The 17,492-nt window shown below is 39.8% G+C and carries 19 protein-coding genes and 1 pseudogene; 7 read left to right on the top strand and 13 right to left on the bottom strand.

The features are described 5' to 3' along the window. Window positions 1-234: 234 nt before the first annotated feature. Complete coding sequence (gene folE, locus B0H50_RS07460) at window positions 235-804, bottom strand: GTP cyclohydrolase I FolE (RefSeq protein WP_106198932.1); 570 nt, start codon at window positions 802-804, stop codon at window positions 235-237. A 210-nt stretch (window positions 805-1,014) separates the two neighbouring features. On the opposite strand from folE, the gene B0H50_RS07455 reads away from it, so the two are divergent. Then, window positions 1,015-1,929 (top strand): hypothetical protein, encoded by a 915-nt coding sequence (locus B0H50_RS07455; protein ID WP_109587497.1) that lies wholly within the window; start codon window positions 1,015-1,017, stop codon window positions 1,927-1,929. Window positions 1,930-1,950: 21 nt separating this feature from the next. Beyond that, window positions 1,951-3,435, top strand: coding sequence for an oligosaccharide flippase family protein (locus B0H50_RS07450; RefSeq protein ID WP_109587496.1), 1,485 nt, complete (start codon window positions 1,951-1,953; stop codon window positions 3,433-3,435). Window positions 3,436-3,476: 41 nt separating this feature from the next. Here the strand turns inward: B0H50_RS07450 and argA are convergent, their stop codons facing one another. The 4 genes from argA to B0H50_RS07430 are packed head-to-tail and all read right to left on the bottom strand — an operon-like array spanning window position 3,477 to window position 7,278. Continuing rightward, a complete protein-coding gene (gene argA, locus B0H50_RS07445; protein ID WP_109587495.1) occupies window positions 3,477-4,829 on the bottom strand; it encodes an amino-acid N-acetyltransferase in 1,353 nt (450 codons plus the stop codon). An 18-nt stretch (window positions 4,830-4,847) separates the two neighbouring features. Continuing rightward, window positions 4,848-6,743, bottom strand: a complete 1,896-nt coding sequence (locus B0H50_RS07440; RefSeq protein ID WP_106200036.1) for a heavy metal translocating P-type ATPase — start codon at window positions 6,741-6,743, stop codon at window positions 4,848-4,850. A 14-nt stretch (window positions 6,744-6,757) separates the two neighbouring features. After that, entirely contained in the window at window positions 6,758-6,961 is a 204-nt protein-coding gene (locus B0H50_RS07435) for a heavy-metal-associated domain-containing protein (protein ID WP_109587494.1), read from the bottom strand. Between the two features lie 8 nt (window positions 6,962-6,969). Beyond that, window positions 6,970-7,278, bottom strand: coding sequence for an ArsR/SmtB family transcription factor (locus B0H50_RS07430; protein ID WP_106200032.1), 309 nt, complete (start codon window positions 7,276-7,278; stop codon window positions 6,970-6,972). 239 nt (window positions 7,279-7,517) lie between these two features. On the opposite strand from B0H50_RS07430, the gene B0H50_RS07425 reads away from it, so the two are divergent. Together B0H50_RS07425 and B0H50_RS07420 are read left to right on the top strand one after the other, a co-directional pair. Further along, window positions 7,518-9,467, top strand: coding sequence for an LTA synthase family protein (locus B0H50_RS07425; protein ID WP_106200030.1), 1,950 nt, complete (start codon window positions 7,518-7,520; stop codon window positions 9,465-9,467). Between the two features lie 77 nt (window positions 9,468-9,544). After that, window positions 9,545-9,895 carry a hypothetical protein gene (locus B0H50_RS07420; RefSeq protein WP_106200028.1) on the top strand — a complete coding sequence of 117 codons (351 nt, stop codon included), beginning with the start codon at window positions 9,545-9,547 and terminating at the stop codon, window positions 9,893-9,895. 28 nt (window positions 9,896-9,923) lie between these two features. Here the strand turns inward: B0H50_RS07420 and B0H50_RS07415 are convergent, their stop codons facing one another. Beyond that, window positions 9,924-10,691, bottom strand: coding sequence for a thioredoxin family protein (locus B0H50_RS07415; RefSeq protein WP_106200026.1), 768 nt, complete (start codon window positions 10,689-10,691; stop codon window positions 9,924-9,926). Window positions 10,692-10,816: 125 nt separating this feature from the next. Here B0H50_RS07415 and B0H50_RS13140 point away from each other — a divergent pair, with 125 nt between their 5' ends. The 3 genes and pseudogenes from B0H50_RS13140 (at window position 10,817) to B0H50_RS13875 (ending at window position 11,969) form a co-directional block, all read left to right on the top strand. Beyond that, the gene (locus tag B0H50_RS13140) at window positions 10,817-11,233 is read left to right on the top strand and encodes a hypothetical protein (RefSeq protein WP_146193707.1); all 417 of its coding nucleotides are present in this window, start codon (window positions 10,817-10,819) and stop codon (window positions 11,231-11,233) included. Between the two features lie 278 nt (window positions 11,234-11,511). Further along, window positions 11,512-11,674: pseudogene (locus B0H50_RS13880) on the top strand (IS3 family transposase); the annotation flags it as partial. A gap of 184 nt (window positions 11,675-11,858) precedes the next feature. Next, window positions 11,859-11,969: an IS3 family transposase gene (locus tag B0H50_RS13875; RefSeq protein WP_106200045.1), complete on the top strand. Its 111-nt coding sequence runs from the start codon at window positions 11,859-11,861 to the stop codon at window positions 11,967-11,969. 96 nt (window positions 11,970-12,065) lie between these two features. Here B0H50_RS13875 and B0H50_RS07405 read toward each other — a convergent pair whose 3' ends face one another. The 7 genes from B0H50_RS07405 to B0H50_RS07375 form a co-directional block, all read right to left on the bottom strand. Next, a complete protein-coding gene (locus B0H50_RS07405) occupies window positions 12,066-12,665 on the bottom strand; it encodes a DUF1566 domain-containing protein (RefSeq protein ID WP_106200023.1) in 600 nt (199 codons plus the stop codon). After that, window positions 12,665-13,402, bottom strand: a complete 738-nt coding sequence (locus B0H50_RS07400; protein ID WP_109587493.1) for a hypothetical protein — start codon at window positions 13,400-13,402, stop codon at window positions 12,665-12,667. Before B0H50_RS07400 ends, B0H50_RS07405 begins: the two co-directional genes overlap by 1 nt. Window positions 13,403-13,415: 13 nt before the next feature. After that, a complete protein-coding gene (locus B0H50_RS07395) occupies window positions 13,416-14,135 on the bottom strand; it encodes an SPOR domain-containing protein (RefSeq protein WP_109587492.1) in 720 nt (239 codons plus the stop codon). 130 nt (window positions 14,136-14,265) lie between these two features. Then, window positions 14,266-14,583 carry a hypothetical protein gene (locus B0H50_RS07390; RefSeq protein ID WP_106200019.1) on the bottom strand — a complete coding sequence of 106 codons (318 nt, stop codon included), beginning with the start codon at window positions 14,581-14,583 and terminating at the stop codon, window positions 14,266-14,268. After that, window positions 14,558-15,979, bottom strand: coding sequence for a leucine-rich repeat domain-containing protein (locus B0H50_RS07385; protein WP_109587491.1), 1,422 nt, complete (start codon window positions 15,977-15,979; stop codon window positions 14,558-14,560). Before B0H50_RS07385 ends, B0H50_RS07390 begins: the two co-directional genes overlap by 26 nt. Window positions 15,980-16,077: 98 nt before the next feature. Beyond that, window positions 16,078-16,809 (bottom strand): YczE/YyaS/YitT family protein, encoded by a 732-nt coding sequence (locus B0H50_RS07380; protein ID WP_106200015.1) that lies wholly within the window; start codon window positions 16,807-16,809, stop codon window positions 16,078-16,080. Between the two features lie 160 nt (window positions 16,810-16,969). Then, window positions 16,970-17,492, bottom strand: a 523-nt coding sequence (locus tag B0H50_RS07375; RefSeq protein WP_146193706.1) for a transposase, incomplete at its 5' end; no start/stop codon positions are given.

Here is a 17,492-nt window from a genome sequence, read left to right as displayed (position 1 = left end):
AATTGAGTAAAGGGGTTTTGAAATTTTCAAACGACAAAAATGTAGCGCTTTAACAATAATGTTACAAAAATGTCTTCTCGTTTTCGTCAATTTTCGGAGCTTTTTCGTCCCCATTTTTGGCGATTTTCGTCCATTTTAGGGAATTTTCATGCAGATTTGTCAGTTTCGCCGTAAAATTTGTCGCCTTTTCGGGAATCAAAAAAAATTTTTTTATCCTCCGAAAAAAGTCAGCATTTAGCCTTCGCGATGAATATAAGTCATAAATTCAGCGCGCGTTTTTTCGTCGGTTTTAAAGCGCCCGAGAAGTTGCGTCGTCACCATCGTAGCGCCCGGCTTCTTGACTCCGCGCATCGTCATGCACATGTGCGAAGCTTCCAAAAGAACTGCCACTCCCCGCGGATTGAGTTCGTTCTGAATGAGTTCCGCAATTTGCCGCGTCATGCGTTCTTGAATCTGCGGCATCCGCGCAAAGTATTCGACGACACGAGGAATTTTCGAAAGTCCGACAACGCAGTCGCCCGGAATATAAGCGACAAAAGCGCGCCCGGTAAACGGCAAAAAATGATGTTCGCACATACTCGCAAATTCGATATTCGGCACGACGATCATTTCGTCATACTTTTCGTGGAATCGCGTTTTGAGAATATCGGCAGGATTTTTGTCCGCATTCAAACTGGTCATCAGTTCTGCGTACATTTTTGAGACGCGCTTCGGCGTATCCAAAAGGCCTTCGCGATGGATGTCTTCGCCCATGCCTTCGAGAATCATGCGGAAGCCATCTTCCATTTTTTTCAAATCCATCATTTTCACCTAATCTAAAAACAGCACAAAATGAAGCCGCTTTGATTTGCAAATTTAGAAAAATTAAAAAGCCGATGATTTGCATTTGTCACATTTCTATTTCCAATCCTAGTTTTCTTCAAAAGAAATTCTCCGATTTTTCGCATTTTTATTGCATTTATTATTTAAATTTTTTTTGCAAGCAATGAGAATAAGTTTATATATTTGAAGATAATGAATAAATTAACCATTATTTACAATCCCAAATTTAAAGCAGCAAATTATGTTGTGAATGGACTTCATTTGTCCAATGCAAACAAATTAGAACTCGCAATTACCCAAAACAAAATTCGAATTCTTTTTTACGGTATCTTTTTAAAATTACACTTGTATTTTTTTGCATTTCTTTTCCGCTACAAAAAGCAAACTCGAAAAGCATTACAAAAAATTGATTGCAATATTTTATTTTGGGACAGTTGTTATTTTGCTGAATACAAAATGTTAAATGCAATTCTAAAAAAATCTATTTTGAAAAATGTCTTTTTTTGGAATCCGCTTACGCGTTGGAGCAATCAACCCAAACAAATTCAAAAAGCGCTATCTCAATTAAAGAAAAATCATTTTCATTTTTTCACTTTTGACTTTCATGACAGTGAATTTTATCAAATTCAATTAGTCAAAAATGTAAATCGAAAACCTGAAATAAAAAAATTTTCAATCAAACAAGATTTTTACTTTGTCGGGAAAAATAAAGGGCGAAAAGACTTACTTCAATCCATTCAAGCAAAACTTTCTGCGATGAATTTTTCAACAAAATTTTTCATTATCGAAAATAAAGAATCTCAAATTTCACCTTACGACAACATTTTATATTCCGCCGAATCCAAATGCATTTTAGATTTAGTAAGTGAAAATCAAACCGGGCTTTCTCTGCGTCCTTTCGATGCTTTATTTTTGAAGAAAAAACTGGTTACCAACAACGAATACATCAAGCATTTTGATTTTTACAATCCCGCAAATATTTATATCATTCACGATAATAAATTAGACCATTTAAAAGATTTTATGCAAGTGCCTTATCAAGAAATTCCTGAAAATATTGTAAATCAATACGAAATAAATCAATGGATAGAAAATTATTTTCTTTAACTCTTAAAAAATTAAATCATCATGAATTCTATTCATTCGGACCAAAAGTTTTTAATGAGGAGTACACTGTTTACCTTTTTAGGGACAGCGCTCAAAGTTATCGCTCCCGTTTTAACGATTGTCATCGCACGCACTTTCGGAAAAGAAATTTTTGGCGTTTACGTTTCGACGCAGCTTTTGATTTTAACGCTTTGCCGCGTTTCGATTCTTGGACTCGACAAGGGCTTGCATCGCTATTTGCCGCAAAACATCGTTTGCCACCGAACGCCGCACGAAGGGATTCTTTCGTCTTTACGATTAACCCTCTTATTCGCATTGATTATCTCTGTTGTCATTTGGGTCGGTTCCTTTTTCGGACTGCAAAGCGTTTCAAAAGGACTTGCGATGCTTTCTTCGACCGAAATTTCCATTTACGCGCTTTCGATTATCCCTTATGCGGCTCTCTTGCTTTTTGCAGGCGCTTCCGAAGGAAATCGTCATCCACAGTATAAAATTTTCATTAACGATTTTGCGGTCACAACGCTTGCTCCGCTCATCGCTCTTTTGCTTTATTTTATTGGGTTTACGCAAAAGCTCGCCTTACCGACTGGGCTATTTGCGGCCAACGTTTTAGGCGTTTTCGTTTACGTGTTCTTAATGAACAGGCAATTTCCACAACTGCGCTGGTTTGCCAAAGAAAAAATGCCCAAGGAACTTTTGGACTTTTCGTTGCCGCTCGGATTTTCGGAAATCGTATCGGCGTTTTTAACGCGCGTTGACTTGTGGATGGTCCTTGCGTTAATCGGCTCCGAAGCCGCAGGAATTTATGCGGTGATGATCACGATTTCTAACGGTCTAAAAACAATTCGGCAAAGCTACAACCCGATTTTACAGCCCGTTGTCGCAGGCATGTCTAAGGAACGCTTAACAACCGATTTAAAGCCCGTATTTTCTTACTGCGTATCGATGGTAACCTTGATTCAATTAACGATTGGATTTTTCATCGTCCTGTTTCCGGAGCAGACCATGATGATTGCAGGGAAATCGTTTATTACCAAGGAGAATCCTGTTGCGGTCCTTGGAATTTTGATGATTGGAAATTTAATCAACGGAATGTTCGGGCTTTCAGGCTCAGTCATTAACGGACTCGGAAAGAGTAAATTCATGTTTATGATGAATGTATTTTCCCTTGTTTTCGCCCTTGTGCTAAACAAGCTCTTGATTCCTTTATTCGGAATTGCCGGAGCCGCGATTTCATCGATGTCCTACCAAATCATGCAATGCATTTGGATGAACTTGTACCTTTATAAAATGGGTTACTGGCCGTATAAATTCAATTTGACGATCCAGGGATTTTGGATTATATCGTTAACAGTTCTATACGCACTTTTAAACTACAGCTTGGATCTGTCGCTTGGCATCAAAGCAGCAATTTATGGAATTGTCCTATTGCTAATTGCAAGCACTTTTGTGATCCAGGGGCTTGCAGGCGAAAAGGCAAAAAGAATTTTTAAAATGAAAATTTAACTGCAAAGCGATGCAAAATTATCAATCATTGCACGACGACATTACAAATTCATCACCAAAATACGCGAATTTCTTTTGTGATTATAATGATCGCGTTTTGTTTTTGGCAATTCTTCCAATGTGCCGTCTTTAAATCCGAGTTGATAAAACCAATCGAGGGCTTGTGTCGTGAGAAGGAAAACCATCCGATAACCGCGCATTTTTGCCGTAGCAACCAAGTGCCGTACAATCGCTGCGCCCACTCCTGATTTGCGATAGTTTGCTGCGACAGCAATGGCAGCGACTTCTGCGGTGTTATCTTCGAAGGCGTGCAATGCACCGCAACCGTGAATCACATTATCAATTGCATAAACGACATAGTCCGGCAATTTTTCGGAAATCGATTCTTGCGTTCGCGGAATCAAGAAGCCCTTCGCAATATAATCTTGCATAATCCGCAAAATATCGGGAATGTCGTCTGTCGTCGCAGGGCGAATACTCGAATATTGGTTTGCGTAAACCATCGTTCCATCACCGCGGCTCGAGAAGACTTCTTGCAGAACACTTCCCTGCGTTTCACCGCTGATTAAATGCACACGTTTTGCGCCCGCTTTGCAAGCGCTAATCGCATTTTTCAAATAATCAATTTGCGCAAAATTTAATTTGTCCGGATTCAAATCCAAAATTTCTTGCGCTTGTTCAATATCTAACGCCGAGATGACTCCGTTATCGGTCACATCCAAATATTTCGTTTGTGCGCCCGTATGCAAACCTTCGGCGCGGATGCCGTTTTCGCTGCCGATGAAGAATAGTTTTCCCACCGTCAAATATTTGCACAATTCCATGGCGAGTTCTGTACTCGAAATATTATACGCATGACCGATTTTATTCCAACCGATCGGCGGAATAATGGGAATGTAATCTTCGGAAAGCAAATGTTCGAGAATATTTTTTTCAATGCGTTCAATGCGACCGGTCCGCATATAATCCACGCCATCGATAATTCCCATGCTGCGCGCCGCAACCCAGTTTCCTTGCATGCCGTGGCAACCGCCCGCTGTCAAATGACTCATGATGCGCTGCGCTGCGCCGAGAGAAGCTTGTTCAATTAAAGGCAACGCTTCTTCTGTCGTCAAGCGAACTCCGCTTTCAAAATCCGAATCGATTTCCCACGCTTTCAGCTGGCGATCGATGCTATTGCGAGTTCCCGGAACGATTAAAATTTTGACACCGATTTTATGCAAAAGCGTAATGTCGCGAATCAAAACAGGAAACAGCGGATGATCCATCAAGCAGTCTTCAATTTTCAGAATAAACAGTTGCCCTTTGAATCGGGTAATGTAACCGAAAACTTCGCGGATAAATCCAGCGACTTCAATATTTTGCACATTCAAGTGATCAAAACCGTTGTTCATAGCCCCAATTATAACAATTCAACAAGAAGAATGCAAAGTGAATTTCTTTTCTTGCCGAAGCATTCTCATCGAATTGAAAATGGCGAGCACCGTTACACCGACATCGCCAAAAACCGCGAGCCACATATTTGCAAAACCGCATGCGCCGAGAAGAAGAATAATTCCTTTTACCGAAAGCGCAAAGACGACATTTTCGGTAACAATTTTTTGTGTCCGCTTTGCAATGGAAATCGTCTGCGGAATTTTTCGCACATCGTCATCCATGAGAACAATATCTGCCGCTTCCATCGCAGCATCACTTCCGAAAGCCCCCATCGCAAATCCGACATCGGCCCGCATTAAAACCGGCGCATCGTTAATGCCATCGCCCACAAATCCAATGCGATTTTTTGCCGTTGAATTTTGCAATAAATTTTCCATTTTCGAAACTTTATCAGCAGGCAAAAGTTCTGCAAAATACGAATTGATTTTTAATGTTTGCGCTACATTTTCTGCCACCGAAAGCGAATCGCCCGTGAGCATCACCGTATTTTCTACGCCGACATTTTTCAAATTTTGCATCGCCGAAATTGCGCCCTCTTTAAGCGAATCCGAGATGACTAAACTCCCGACAAATTTTCCGTCAAACGCAACGTAAACAATCGTTCCAACGCTTTTTATTTTTTGCACTTCGATTTGATTTTTTTGCAAAAGCAAAGCACTTCCGAGAAGCAATTCTTTGTTATCGACGATTGCACGAATTCCTTCGCCCGCAATTTCTGCCGTCTTTTGGACGCGAAGCGCCGCGGGCTTTTTCCCGTATGCTTTGAGAATTGACTTCGCAATCGGATGCGTTGAAAATGATTCGCCGAGTGCAGCAAGTTCTAATAAATTTTCCGCTGAAAAATTTTTCGCCGGATGCATTTCATTCACCCGAAATTCGCCTTTGGTTAACGTTCCCGTTTTATCGAAAACGAGAGTTTTCAACTGCGCAGCCATTTCCAAACTATTCGCACCTTTTACCAAAACGCCGATTCGCGACGCCGCACCGATGCCTCCAAAAAATCCGAGCGGAACAGAAATTACAAGAGCGCACGGACACGAAACGATTAAGAATGTACAAGCCCGCAAAATCCAATCATAAAATACTTCGCGCGAAGCGCCTAAAAAAATCGGCGGAATCACGGCTAACAAAACAGCGGCAACGGTAACAATCGGCGTATAATAACGAGCAAATCGCGTGATGAATTTTTCCATCTTCGCTTTTTTCTCGCTCGCATTTTCAACGAGTTCCAAAATTTTTGCAACCGTTGAATCATCGTAAACTTTCGTCGTCCGCACTCGCAAAATTCCTTCGCCGTTAATGCAGCCGCTCACCACAAAATTTCCTGCCACAATTTTTCGCGGAACCGATTCTCCCGTTAATGCAGCAGTATCTACAAAAGATTCTCCACTCAGCACTTCTCCATCGAGAGGAATTTTTTCGCCCGCACGAATCACAATCGTGCTCCCAATTTCAACTTCTTCGGGATCGACCGTTTTTATTTCGCCGTTAATTTCCACATTAGCAAAGTCCGGCGCAATCGACATCAGTTGCGCAATAGAAGCCCGCGATTTTCCCACCGCAACGCTTTGAAAAAGTTCCCCGACTTGATAAAAAATCATCACCGCAGCGCCTTCGGGATATTCCCCGACAAAGAACGCTGCAAGAGTTGCAATCGCCATCAAAAAATTTTCATCAAAAACATTTCCGTTGCGAATATTTTTTAACGCAATCCAAAGAATATCATAGCCCGCAACGCCGTAAGGAATTGCAAAAAGAATTGCCAAAATCCATTGTGGAATTTCAAGACATCGAGAAAGAATCATCAGCGATACTAAGAAAATTAAACTGATAAAAATCCGCATTCGCATTTTCTTTTGCTTCGCCGACATCATCGTCTCCGTTTCTACGCAAAAATTTGACAATCCGGTTCCACTTTTTTGCAAGTCGCAATCGCTTTTTGCAAAATTTCATCGAAACATTTTTCGTCTGCTTCAATTGTGATTTTTTGCAAAAGGAAATTGACGGATGCATTCAAAACGCCTGGAATTTTTTGAATTTCCGCTTCCATTTTTGCAGCGCAATTTTGCGCAATCAATTTCTTTTTCATTGTAACCTCTACTTTTCTTCGATGTGTTCTGTTCCCACGCTGATAATCGTGCGCACATGTTCATCGGCTAAATAGTAAACCATCATTTTCCCAACGCGATGACTGTTGACGAGTTTCGCCGTCTTTAAAATTTTTAATTGATGCGAAACCGCTGATTGCGTCATCGTTAACGATTTCGCTAAATCGCCGACGCAAAGTTCCGATTCCGAAAGCGCATACAAAATGCGAATCCGCGTAGAATCGCCAAAAACTTTAAACAGCTCTGCTAAATCGCAAAGTTCAACTTCGTCGGGAATCTGCGTTTTCTTTTTCGCCATCGTTTCTCCATTTCAAAATTGTTCAAATTTTCATTTGAACAATCATTCATACGAAAAAACTATAAAAACTTTTTCTTTTCGTCAAGGAGTATGATTTCTTTTTTCGAATAATTTGCGCCGTCGCTGAAAAATAATCAAATTCCAAAGATTCTAATTCTACGCGAGAAAAGCGCATTGAACTTCAAATTTTCCATTTTTCTTTGCAAATTCTCCACCTAATAATTGCTATTTTAAAAAAAATGAAAAAATTTCTTTCTTCTAAATTGATTTTTGTTGCACTCGCGTTTTGGGTTTCGCATATTTTCTTGCGGGTGCTTCTTCTCTTCCGCAGCAATCCTTACGGCTTCCCGTTTGTGAGCAAACCGGACTGGTACATTTTTCACGCAGTCTGTTTAGACTTTCTCTGGATTTTTAATTCGTTAGTAATTTTCACCATCGGCGCAGGCGTTTTTCAAATTCTCCGCAAAAAATTTTTCCCGAATTTCAATCTGAAATTTTCTCTTTCGACAATTCTCTTTACCCTTTTTCATTCCATCATTTTACTCGTCACCCTTCTCGACCACGAAGTGCAACGATTCCTCGGCAGCCATCTTTCTTTCGGACTCGTCGATACTTACAAAGATACTTCGTCCGTGGTGATGTTTTGGGATTATGTGGCGAATGATTTCTCGGTTCCGTTTTTGCAATTCTTTGTGCTTGCGCTTATTCTCCCGATGACCTTTGGAATTTATCGGCTTATTAAAAAATTTCTCGCCCCGCGTTCATTAAATGTTCCCGTCATCGCGATGCTCATTTTTTACATCGCTTCGTATCTTTTCGTCTATTTTATTTGGACGGGAAACGCCCGCATGACAAAGCTTCGCCCTGTCGTTTCTTTGATTTACAACGATTTAACAAATACGCAAGCCGCTTCGCATTTATCCGAAAGCGAACTTGAAAATCTCGGCGCAACTTATCAAAATTTATGGGCAAAAGTCGAAGGCGATTCTCTTTGGAATTTTCCGAAAACAGAACTCGGGAAAAAACTTCCGCTTTACCGCATTCCGAGCGAAGCCTTAACGCAGAGCGAATCGCTTTTGCAAAAGCGCGCACAAAAACCGAATTTCATTTTATTCTTCCTCGAATCGCATCGCGGGCTCAATGTGGGCTATTTAAATCCTGGAAAGCCTTCGCCTACGCCATTCCTCGATTCGATGGCAGCAAATTCTCACGCTTGGTTCCGTATGCACACAAGTGGGCTCCCGACAACGGGCGGCGTTCTCACAACTCATCTCGGGCTTCCGCATCATTCAAAACTCGCCGAAGCAACGGATCTTGCGCACGTAACGCTTCCGAGTTTCGCTTCGGTTCTCACCGATTCCGGTTACACAACGCATTATTTTTCTGCAGCCGATCCCGCGTGGGATAATCTCGGCGTATGGATGGCAAAATGGTACACCGCAGAACATTACGACCGCAATTTAGAAGATGATTCCACTTTCTTTGATCACACGGTTTCAGTTATCTTAGACAGTCTTTCCAAACAAGAAAAACCTTTCCTCGCAACAGTCATGAGCCGCTCCAATCATTATCCGTTTAATTTTGCAGCGGGCATGTCCGAAGAAGATAAACAAAAGCCTCTCACCGAACGCATTCAAGTGACGATGAATTTTACCGATAGACAACTCGCCCGCTTTATTCGGAAAATTCAAAACGAAAGTTGGTACGAAAACACATACGTCATCATCATGGCAGATCACGGATTTCCTCTCGGCGAAAACGATGTTTCGACGATGAACGGCAGCGCATTTTCCAATGCAACTTGGATTCCGTTTATCATTCACGGCAAAGGAATTGAGCCCGCACAAGACACAATTACCGCCGCCCAAATTGACATTGCACCGACAATTCTTGAGCTCGCAGGAATCGCTGTTCCAAATATTTTTATGGGCCACAATTTGCTTCGCGGTTACGGTGCAGGACTTTCTCTCGGCGCTTATTCAAAAGTCGCGGATCTCGGATTCGACGGTTATCGCATCATCGATCGATATCCATTAAATTCTGGAGAAGTCGATGGACTTTTCGCCGAAAATGATTTGCATCAAACTCAGAATCTCGCAAACGAAAAAGCAGAAACCGTCAAGCATTTAGAAGCTCTCTTAGACACTCTTATTCGCCTTTCGGATTATACTTTGGAAACCGGATTTTAAAAACCGATGCACGAAATTTTTCCATTTCTTCAAAAATTTTCCTTGACAAATTTTGCCAAATTTACTATCTTTGTGCTATGATGAAAATTCATAACAATAAATTTTTAGGGAGAAAAGCGATTCTCATTTCGCTCGGAATTCTCTCTGCTTTTACATTCAACGCATGCGATGCCGTAAGCGAAGAAACGAAAAATCAAGCGGAAATCGCCGTCGGAAAAGTCGCCGACGAAATTTCCAACGCAGTCAGCGAAGAATCTAAACACGACGTCGAAGTGGCTGCGGGCAAAGTCGCCGATGAACTTTTAACCGCAGCCAAAACGAAAACTGGCGAAGTCATCGAATCAACGGCAAGTGCATTAAAAGAAAAAGCTGCAGAATTCAAATCAACGGCTGATGCACCGACTTTAAATTCTGCAGACCAAAATTAAATTTCAAATTTTTCCAAACAAGAAAAATTTATTTACAACTGAAGCCTTGCAATTCAAGGCCAGCTTTCATTTCTCCATAAGTGGAAGTACGTTTCATATCCATCGCTTTGATAAATGGGCTATCATTTGCAGTGTGCAATCTAAAGCCCGTCATCGTTTCCGTGACTTCGCTTTTACCGCTTTCAATAAATCTTTGCTTAATGGCTTCGCGATGTTCTTCTAAAGCAGGCGGGATAATCACATCTGTCACCAAATCAACATTTTTAATTTCGCCATTTTTAAATTCAAACGAAATCGTAACATGATTTTTAAGGCCATTAAATTGTCCATCTATTGAGCACACCAAATTAGATTTTTGATTTTTTGATTTCTTAGGCTTTTTTTGCGCCTTAGTTACTTTTGGAGAGTAACCTAAAGCAGCCAACATTTCATTTTCTTTTATTGCTCCAATTTTTCTTCCAATTATTTTGCCGTCTTTAATGAAAAAAAATGTGGGGAATGCTGTAATATTAAAAGTATTTTTTACCTTTTCAATTCCCGGATCATCAATTCCAACAGACGCCACTTTAATATCTTCATAATTTTTTGCAATGCTGATTAAAGTGGGAATCATAATCAAACAAGGCGGGCAACTTGTCGAAGAAAATTCCAAAATAATCGGTTGCTTTGAATTCATAATTTCTGCTTCAAAATTAGAATCGTTGATTTTTACAATTCGAATTTCCTCTTCCGCAAAAGCGCTTGTAAAAGCACAAAATAAAATTGCGTAAAATGCAACGAAAAATTTTAACTTCATTTTTCACCTCAATTTTTTTGCAAATATACAAAAAGCACAAATCAAAGTCGCGTGCAAAATTTTAGATTATAGATGAAACTCGTTGAGAAAATATTTTCTATTTTAATTCTTTGAGCGGAGGTTTTATGAAAACGAATTATAAATTAAAAATTTTAGATAGTTTTGTTTTTTGTCTTTTGACAGTTTTATTTTACGGAGCGTTGCTTGTCCCGTTGTTTACGACTGATTGCGTTGTATTATTTTTCCTTTTACTTCCATTTTATTCAGTTAGCGTTTTATTGTCAATACTTTGCATTTCAAAAGCAACTATTTATGGTTTCCAAGTATTGGTGCTGATTTCATCTATTATTTTAGCGGTAATACCTACTTTTTTAGGAATTTGTGATATTGATTATTTTTATATTATTAGAAATATAGGTGTAATAAATATAGTTCCATCTTTTATATCTAGCCTTGCGCTGGCTCCTTATGATGTAATTTCTTCTGGGGAATTTGCTCCGAATGGAGCTGATTGTTCAAATGATTCAAGCGATGATTCATAAAATTTTCTGTGACAAAATTTGAGAATTTCATAAAACATACTCTATATTTTGAATCACTAGCGTCCCATTAAAATCATTCTAAAATCGTTTGAGCCCTTATGTCTTTGCACAGTTGGTTCAACATTTAATTTCGGCGGATTGTTGCGCTGGAAGCTCACAGTTAAAACTTTATCAGAAAAAAATCGAAAAGTTGTTTGCTGCGCTGAAGCTCAACTGACGCCCAAATTTCATTAAATTGCTCTTACTAAAGTTTTAGTGAACATAGTGATATGAAAACGATTACGCCGGCCGTTAAAAATCTCGTAAACTGCAATTTCCACGCGCCCCAAACCGAACATAATTTGGCTTGCGGACATTACGAAATTTCAAATCGGCGCAGGGAAGGTTTATTTGTCCATCATCATCAATTGTTTTAACAGCATATTCGTTGCGTGGAATCTTGAAATGCGCGGATCAAGTCTACAACCCACACGGTGAACACTCATACACACAGGGGCGCATTTCTTATGAAGCTAGTAGGACAGACAAGGTCAAAGCTTCGGGCAGTAATCCAATTGATTACGACAATCGATATAAGTATTTTTTTGAAATCGTCAAGATTTAAAATTATCAGTAGCCTGAACGGATTCAAATCGCTGACCATTATCTAAATTGGTATCGAAACGACCGATGCAAATTCCCCCTCAACGGACTCAGTCCAATCGAATACAGAAAAAACTTGAACCTTGCAGTTTAAAAAATGTCCGCACTCCCACTCATTTGATTTGATCCCTCGTTTCTTGCGGTCGCGAGCCTGCAAGCCCGCGACAAATAAATCGAATGCGCTACGCTTTTATTCTAAGACGGGGCGAACAGATAGCCCGTTGTAGCGGCGGCGGCTCACGTGCTGGCCATCCGAACCGAAGTCCAAGTCGTAAGCGCCGTCGCTGAAGTTCTCGTACGGAGTAGAACTCCAGTAGAAGCCGAAACTCCCTGCGCCCCACAAATCAGAATCGTCACGGTCCCCCGCCGCTGGGAGGAAAATTGAATTTTCATTCGGCCCAGTTACCTTAACAAGCACTCCCTTGCTATTTTTTAGCTTTATCAACACCCATGTGCATTTATCTTTCAATTCCCTCATTTGAGCTATCGTCGGCATTTTCCACTTGCCGCCCCAGTTGGCAGTTGCAGCATCGTATTTTGCATTACCTGCAATATCGTCAAGCTCACGACCACAAGTCTGGCAGTTGTCTTCTGTGTATGTCTTTTTTGGCTTTACCTCGCCCCACGCAAAGTAATCGCCATAATCTGCAGGCTTTTTCGCGCCCACATTCATGTTCGCCCACTTGGTGCCGCTGGGTAGCCCCAAGTCAACCGCTTGTATATTTGAAGGTGGTGCTGCAAAACTTACTGCACTCAAAATTAGCGCAAATAAAATGATCAGTTTTTTCATCAGTTTCCCTCATTTTTTTCCGGATTCTTTTTAATTTTTTTTGCGTAACCACCGCGATTTAACAGTTGCAATTTTTCAGCCCGCGTAATTAAATTTCTTTCCGAAAATCTTCCTGAAATCGGGTTTAATGCAACCACAAAACGGCCAATTCCCAAATTGATTTCGCTCAACCCCCAAAGAGAATAAACAGCGCGGCCTTTAACGCCATAAATTACACGAGCATTTTCTTTTTCTTTATACGCACCATATAAATTTCCATAGATATTTTTCATATTGCGATTAGTGAGCAAATCAAAAAGTCCATAGCCCCATGCTCCGTAAGAATTGCTGTAAAAATAAAGGTTCGCATTCCAATAGCCGACCATTTTCCTTGCCCAAAGTTGATTCCCTTTGCTTTCGGCATAACGCCAGTCAAGTTTTTCACAAGTAAAGCCTAAAAATAAATCTTCGGAATCATCCGCAATGGTGTAAAATGAATTGTAAAATTCATCATATTCTACAAGACCAGCATCTTTTCCTATTTCCGATAAAAATTCAAACATTTCCGCATCACTTTTTTGCGTGCTTTGTGCAATGTAAATGTATTCGTGCCCTTCATCGGTCAAAAGATAATAAGAGCGTTCTTTTACTTTTTTCACAGGGCCGATGGTAACTTTTAATCCATTCAATTTTGTATAAGCTTTTACAGAAACCGGTTCTTTCTTTTCAATTTTATAATTACCCGTTTTTAAAATCATATCAGCAAGTTTTTCAATAGTCGTATCCGTTTTCCGTTTTTGAAATCGGAACGATGCTCGCTTCTACAATATGCGGGCGAGAATCATTTCTCTTTAATGCTTGAAGGGTTACATTATCCCCGAAAATATTATCGCGGAAAATAACTGAATAAAATGAAGTTCCATATTTGCTCAAAGTGTAAAGCGAAATACCCCGAGGCAAATCAAAAACATCTTTTTTTACTTCTTTGATGGCACGATTATTAAGCATCACAATTCCCGTACGTTTAGAATCAAACATATCGCTCGTCGGGAATTTTTGAATACCATCATAAACTTCTTCGGGAACAGCAGGCTTATTTGCTGCAATACGATGTCCTTGCTTGATAGAATCCGGACGTTCTATAGGCACGCGCGTTGCGCTATCCAATTTTGAATAGTCTACGACTTTCATTTTGGGAAAATGATAAACACTATCTAATTTTGACTTGTACTCATTTAATGCCGATGAATCCTTCAACGCGCCCGAAAGAACGCTATACCACTCCCCATTTTTTTCATGACGATTGATAATAAATGCTTCTGCACCCATTTTACGAATACGCCGCACAATTTTTGCCGCTTGATAATAAGAGCGCGTCCGTGTAATTTCTAATGAATACGGCTTACTTTCACTAAATGGATTATAAGAGCCCTCGTGATCCGAACAAGCAAAAAAGAAAAATGCAAGAAAAAAACATAAAACGTTTTTCATACGGAAAATCTCTTTATACTACATTTTTTCATATCAAAGAAAATAAGAAAAAAAACGCTTCGTCAACTGTTTTTGTCTCAAATTCTGAATTTTTAAAATTCAGAACAGATTAAAAAAATCCTCTCCGCCATCACAATTTATATTCTTGATTTTCGGCGTGCGAATTTTCGTATTCCATGACGATGGCGCGGATTTCAAGATTTTGCGATTGAAGAGATTCGCGGAGCAATTTCTGTTTCACATTTTTGGTGATGGAAATTCCGCTGTTTAAAAATGCGGAAAGTAATTTTGCGTTTTCTTGTTGAATTAAAAGTTTGAAAACCAAAGAAAGATTTGAAAGAATATAATCTTTGGCGTTTTCATCTTGACTTTGCACAAAATACGAAACGAGTAGCGGATATTTTTGTTCTACACGAATTCGTTTAGAAAAATCCTTTGTGAAAAACATTTTCCAAATAAGAGTAAATTCTTTGGGATTTGAAAAAAACATGATAATGATAATTTTTAATCGTGGCAAAAAATTCCGATAAGCGACGACAACCGCAAAACATTTCAGTGGAGAAAAATTCTAATGCATTCGGAATTTTAATTTGTCGTAAATTCGGGCAGCTCATAAAAGCGCTATCGTCCATCCATTTTACCGAATCCGATAAATTGACCACTTCCATTTCTTTGCAATTTAAAAACGCTTTGGTTCCGATCATTTTTACGGAATCGGGAATGTTAACGATTTTATCATGCCCTTGATATTTCACCAAAAATCCGTTATCGGTTCTCACAAAATCATCGGGAAAAGAATTTAACCATTTTGTATTTTTAAATGCGTTGAGCTCAATATTTTGAAGTTCTTTCGGGAATTGAATTTCCGATAAATTTTTGCAATCTTCAAAAGTACTGCATTCAATTATCTTTAAGGATTCCGAGAGTTTTGCCGATTTTAAATGCTTGCATTTTTTAAAAGCTTCGTCTCCCAATTTTTCCAAAGAATCGGGCAAAGTCAAATGCTCAATTCCGCATTCCAAAAAAGCATCATCATCAATTGATTGAATCGAATTGGAAAATTCAATTTCAGAAAGTTTTCCGCAAAATGCAAAAGTATAAACTTGAATTTCTTTTAACGATTCGGGAAATTGAACTTTTTGCAAATTTTCGCAATGCATAAATCCCATAAAGCCGATGGATTCTAAATTTTTAGGAAAACAAATTTCTTTCAAATTTTTGCATGATGCAAACGCAGAATTTTTAATGCAATGAATACTTTCGGGAAGCGAAATCGCGGTTAATTTTTCGCAGCCGTCAAATACACCATCTTGAATCTGCGAAAGATTTTTTGGCAAAGTAACTTGCGTTAAATTTTTACAATTTTTAAAAGCGTGCGAATCAATTTCGCTGACAGAATCGGGAATGACGACAGAAGTGATTTTTTCATTTGCTTGAAATGCTTCGCTTGCCACAGTGTTCACCGTGCTAGGAATCACCACTTCCGTTTCTTTTCCTTGATACAAAAATAAAATGCCATCGCCGACAATAACAAAATCTTCCTGTAAATTTTTTATCCAAGCGGTTCCTTGAAACGCGCCTTCTTCAATTTTTGTCACCGTTTTCGGAATATGAATTTCGCGTAATTTTTCGCAATTTTTAAAAGCATACGCTGCAATTTCTCGCACCGAATCCGGCAAGAAAACACTTTCTAAATTTTTGCAATTTTCAAATGCAAATGCTCGAATAATTTCCACCATATCACGAATTTTAATTTTTTTAAAATCCTTTCCGCAATACCTATCGCTCGGCACCGAAAACATAAGCTTTTCCGGAATTATTTGAAAATCATCGAATTGAGTCATAGCAAAAAAATTGAAGTTGAATTGATTTTAAAATAGATAAATTTTTGACAAAGAAATTTATCTATTCAATCTTCTAATTATTAAAAAATGATTCGCCATTATTTCTTGCGATAAATTAACTTCGCAAGGCCAAAAATATAACGCCGAAATCCTGGGCGGTAAGCAAGTACGCAGTCAAACCAACGCAAATGTTTACTCACAAATTTGACGACGATTCCGACATAGAACATTGCAAACAAAGTGCCGATGCCAACGATGTGCCATTGCCAAGCGTGAAAGAAAATGAAACTTGCGATAACGCTTAAAACGACAAGAGTTGTATCAACGCAAATTTTAATTTTCGGAAATTCTTTTTTGAGAACGCGACTTAATGCAACGGGCAAACCTTCGCCAGGCATCGTCACACTTCCGCAGCGCACTTCGAGCGCAATACCAGTTCCTAAAATGGTGCAACCTAAAATTTGCGCAATGACTTTTTGCCAAATTGCAGTCGGTAAAATCCAAGATGTAATCGCCATATTAACATCGAGCAAATAGCCGAATAAAAATCCGATCACGAGTTGAAAAAGTTGCACCCAATCAAATTGTTTTCGAAGAATTAAAAATTGGAGTAAAACAAAAATGCCGTTCATTGCGTACGTATATTGCCCAATCGTAAAAGCGGGCACAAGTCCTTTAACTCCAGCATTTTCAAACACATACGGAAGAACGCTAATCGTGCTACATCCAAGCATCGAACGCACGCATACGGCAACGCCAAAAGTCATTATCCATAACGAAATAATGAGCAACAAATGTTGCCAACAAAACCCAATAATTTTTTGTTTCATTTGCTGCGCAACTTAGAAATTTTCGCAACAATTGAACAGAGCCAAATTTTATGTTAAAAAAGTTATTATTGCTGTCCGGTAAAAGTTCCAACATAAGCACAATATGCTGAATACGCGCCGATTTCGACAGAAAGCGGTGCCTTTGCGTTTTGCGGGTCCCCTAGACAAGATTTAGCTGGAGCTGGCCGGGTGGTGAACGGCCCCCGACAAAAGAGCTTGCAGCAACCCGTTCTGGATTTTCGAGGAACGGAACAAGGTCGTAGTAGTATCCAAGCGCGTGACGGAGTAGCGAGACTAGATTCGAAAAGCTCCACATGCGATTCACTTGCGCCTTGACCAGTTTTACCAACAAGTTCGCAATCATCACGACCCAGATTTGCGTCTCGATCGCGTTGGCGCTTTCGCCGTAAAAGAAGTGCAGGGGGAAATTCTGCTTCAGCTGCTTGTAGAGCGACTCGATCTGCCATCTGCGCCTGTAAATCTCGACGACTTCGGAGTCTTTCAGTTCCATGTTGTTCGTAAGCAGCTGCCAGCGCTTGCGGGTATGCGGATCCACGTACTCGACCAGCCTCGACTTGTGAACTAGTACCTTCCCGTTCTTCAGCCGTTTCCTGAACTCGATGATGTCGTCTCGACGGACCCTGGCATCGGACGCACCCTTCTCGTAACATTTTTCGAGGACT

Source organism: Hallerella porci (genome assembly GCF_003148885.1).
Lineage (GTDB): Bacteria > Fibrobacterota > Fibrobacteria > Fibrobacterales > Fibrobacteraceae > Hallerella > Hallerella porci.
The sequence above is the reverse complement of the archived record's forward strand: the minus strand, read 5'-3'. Positions and strand labels throughout refer to the sequence as shown.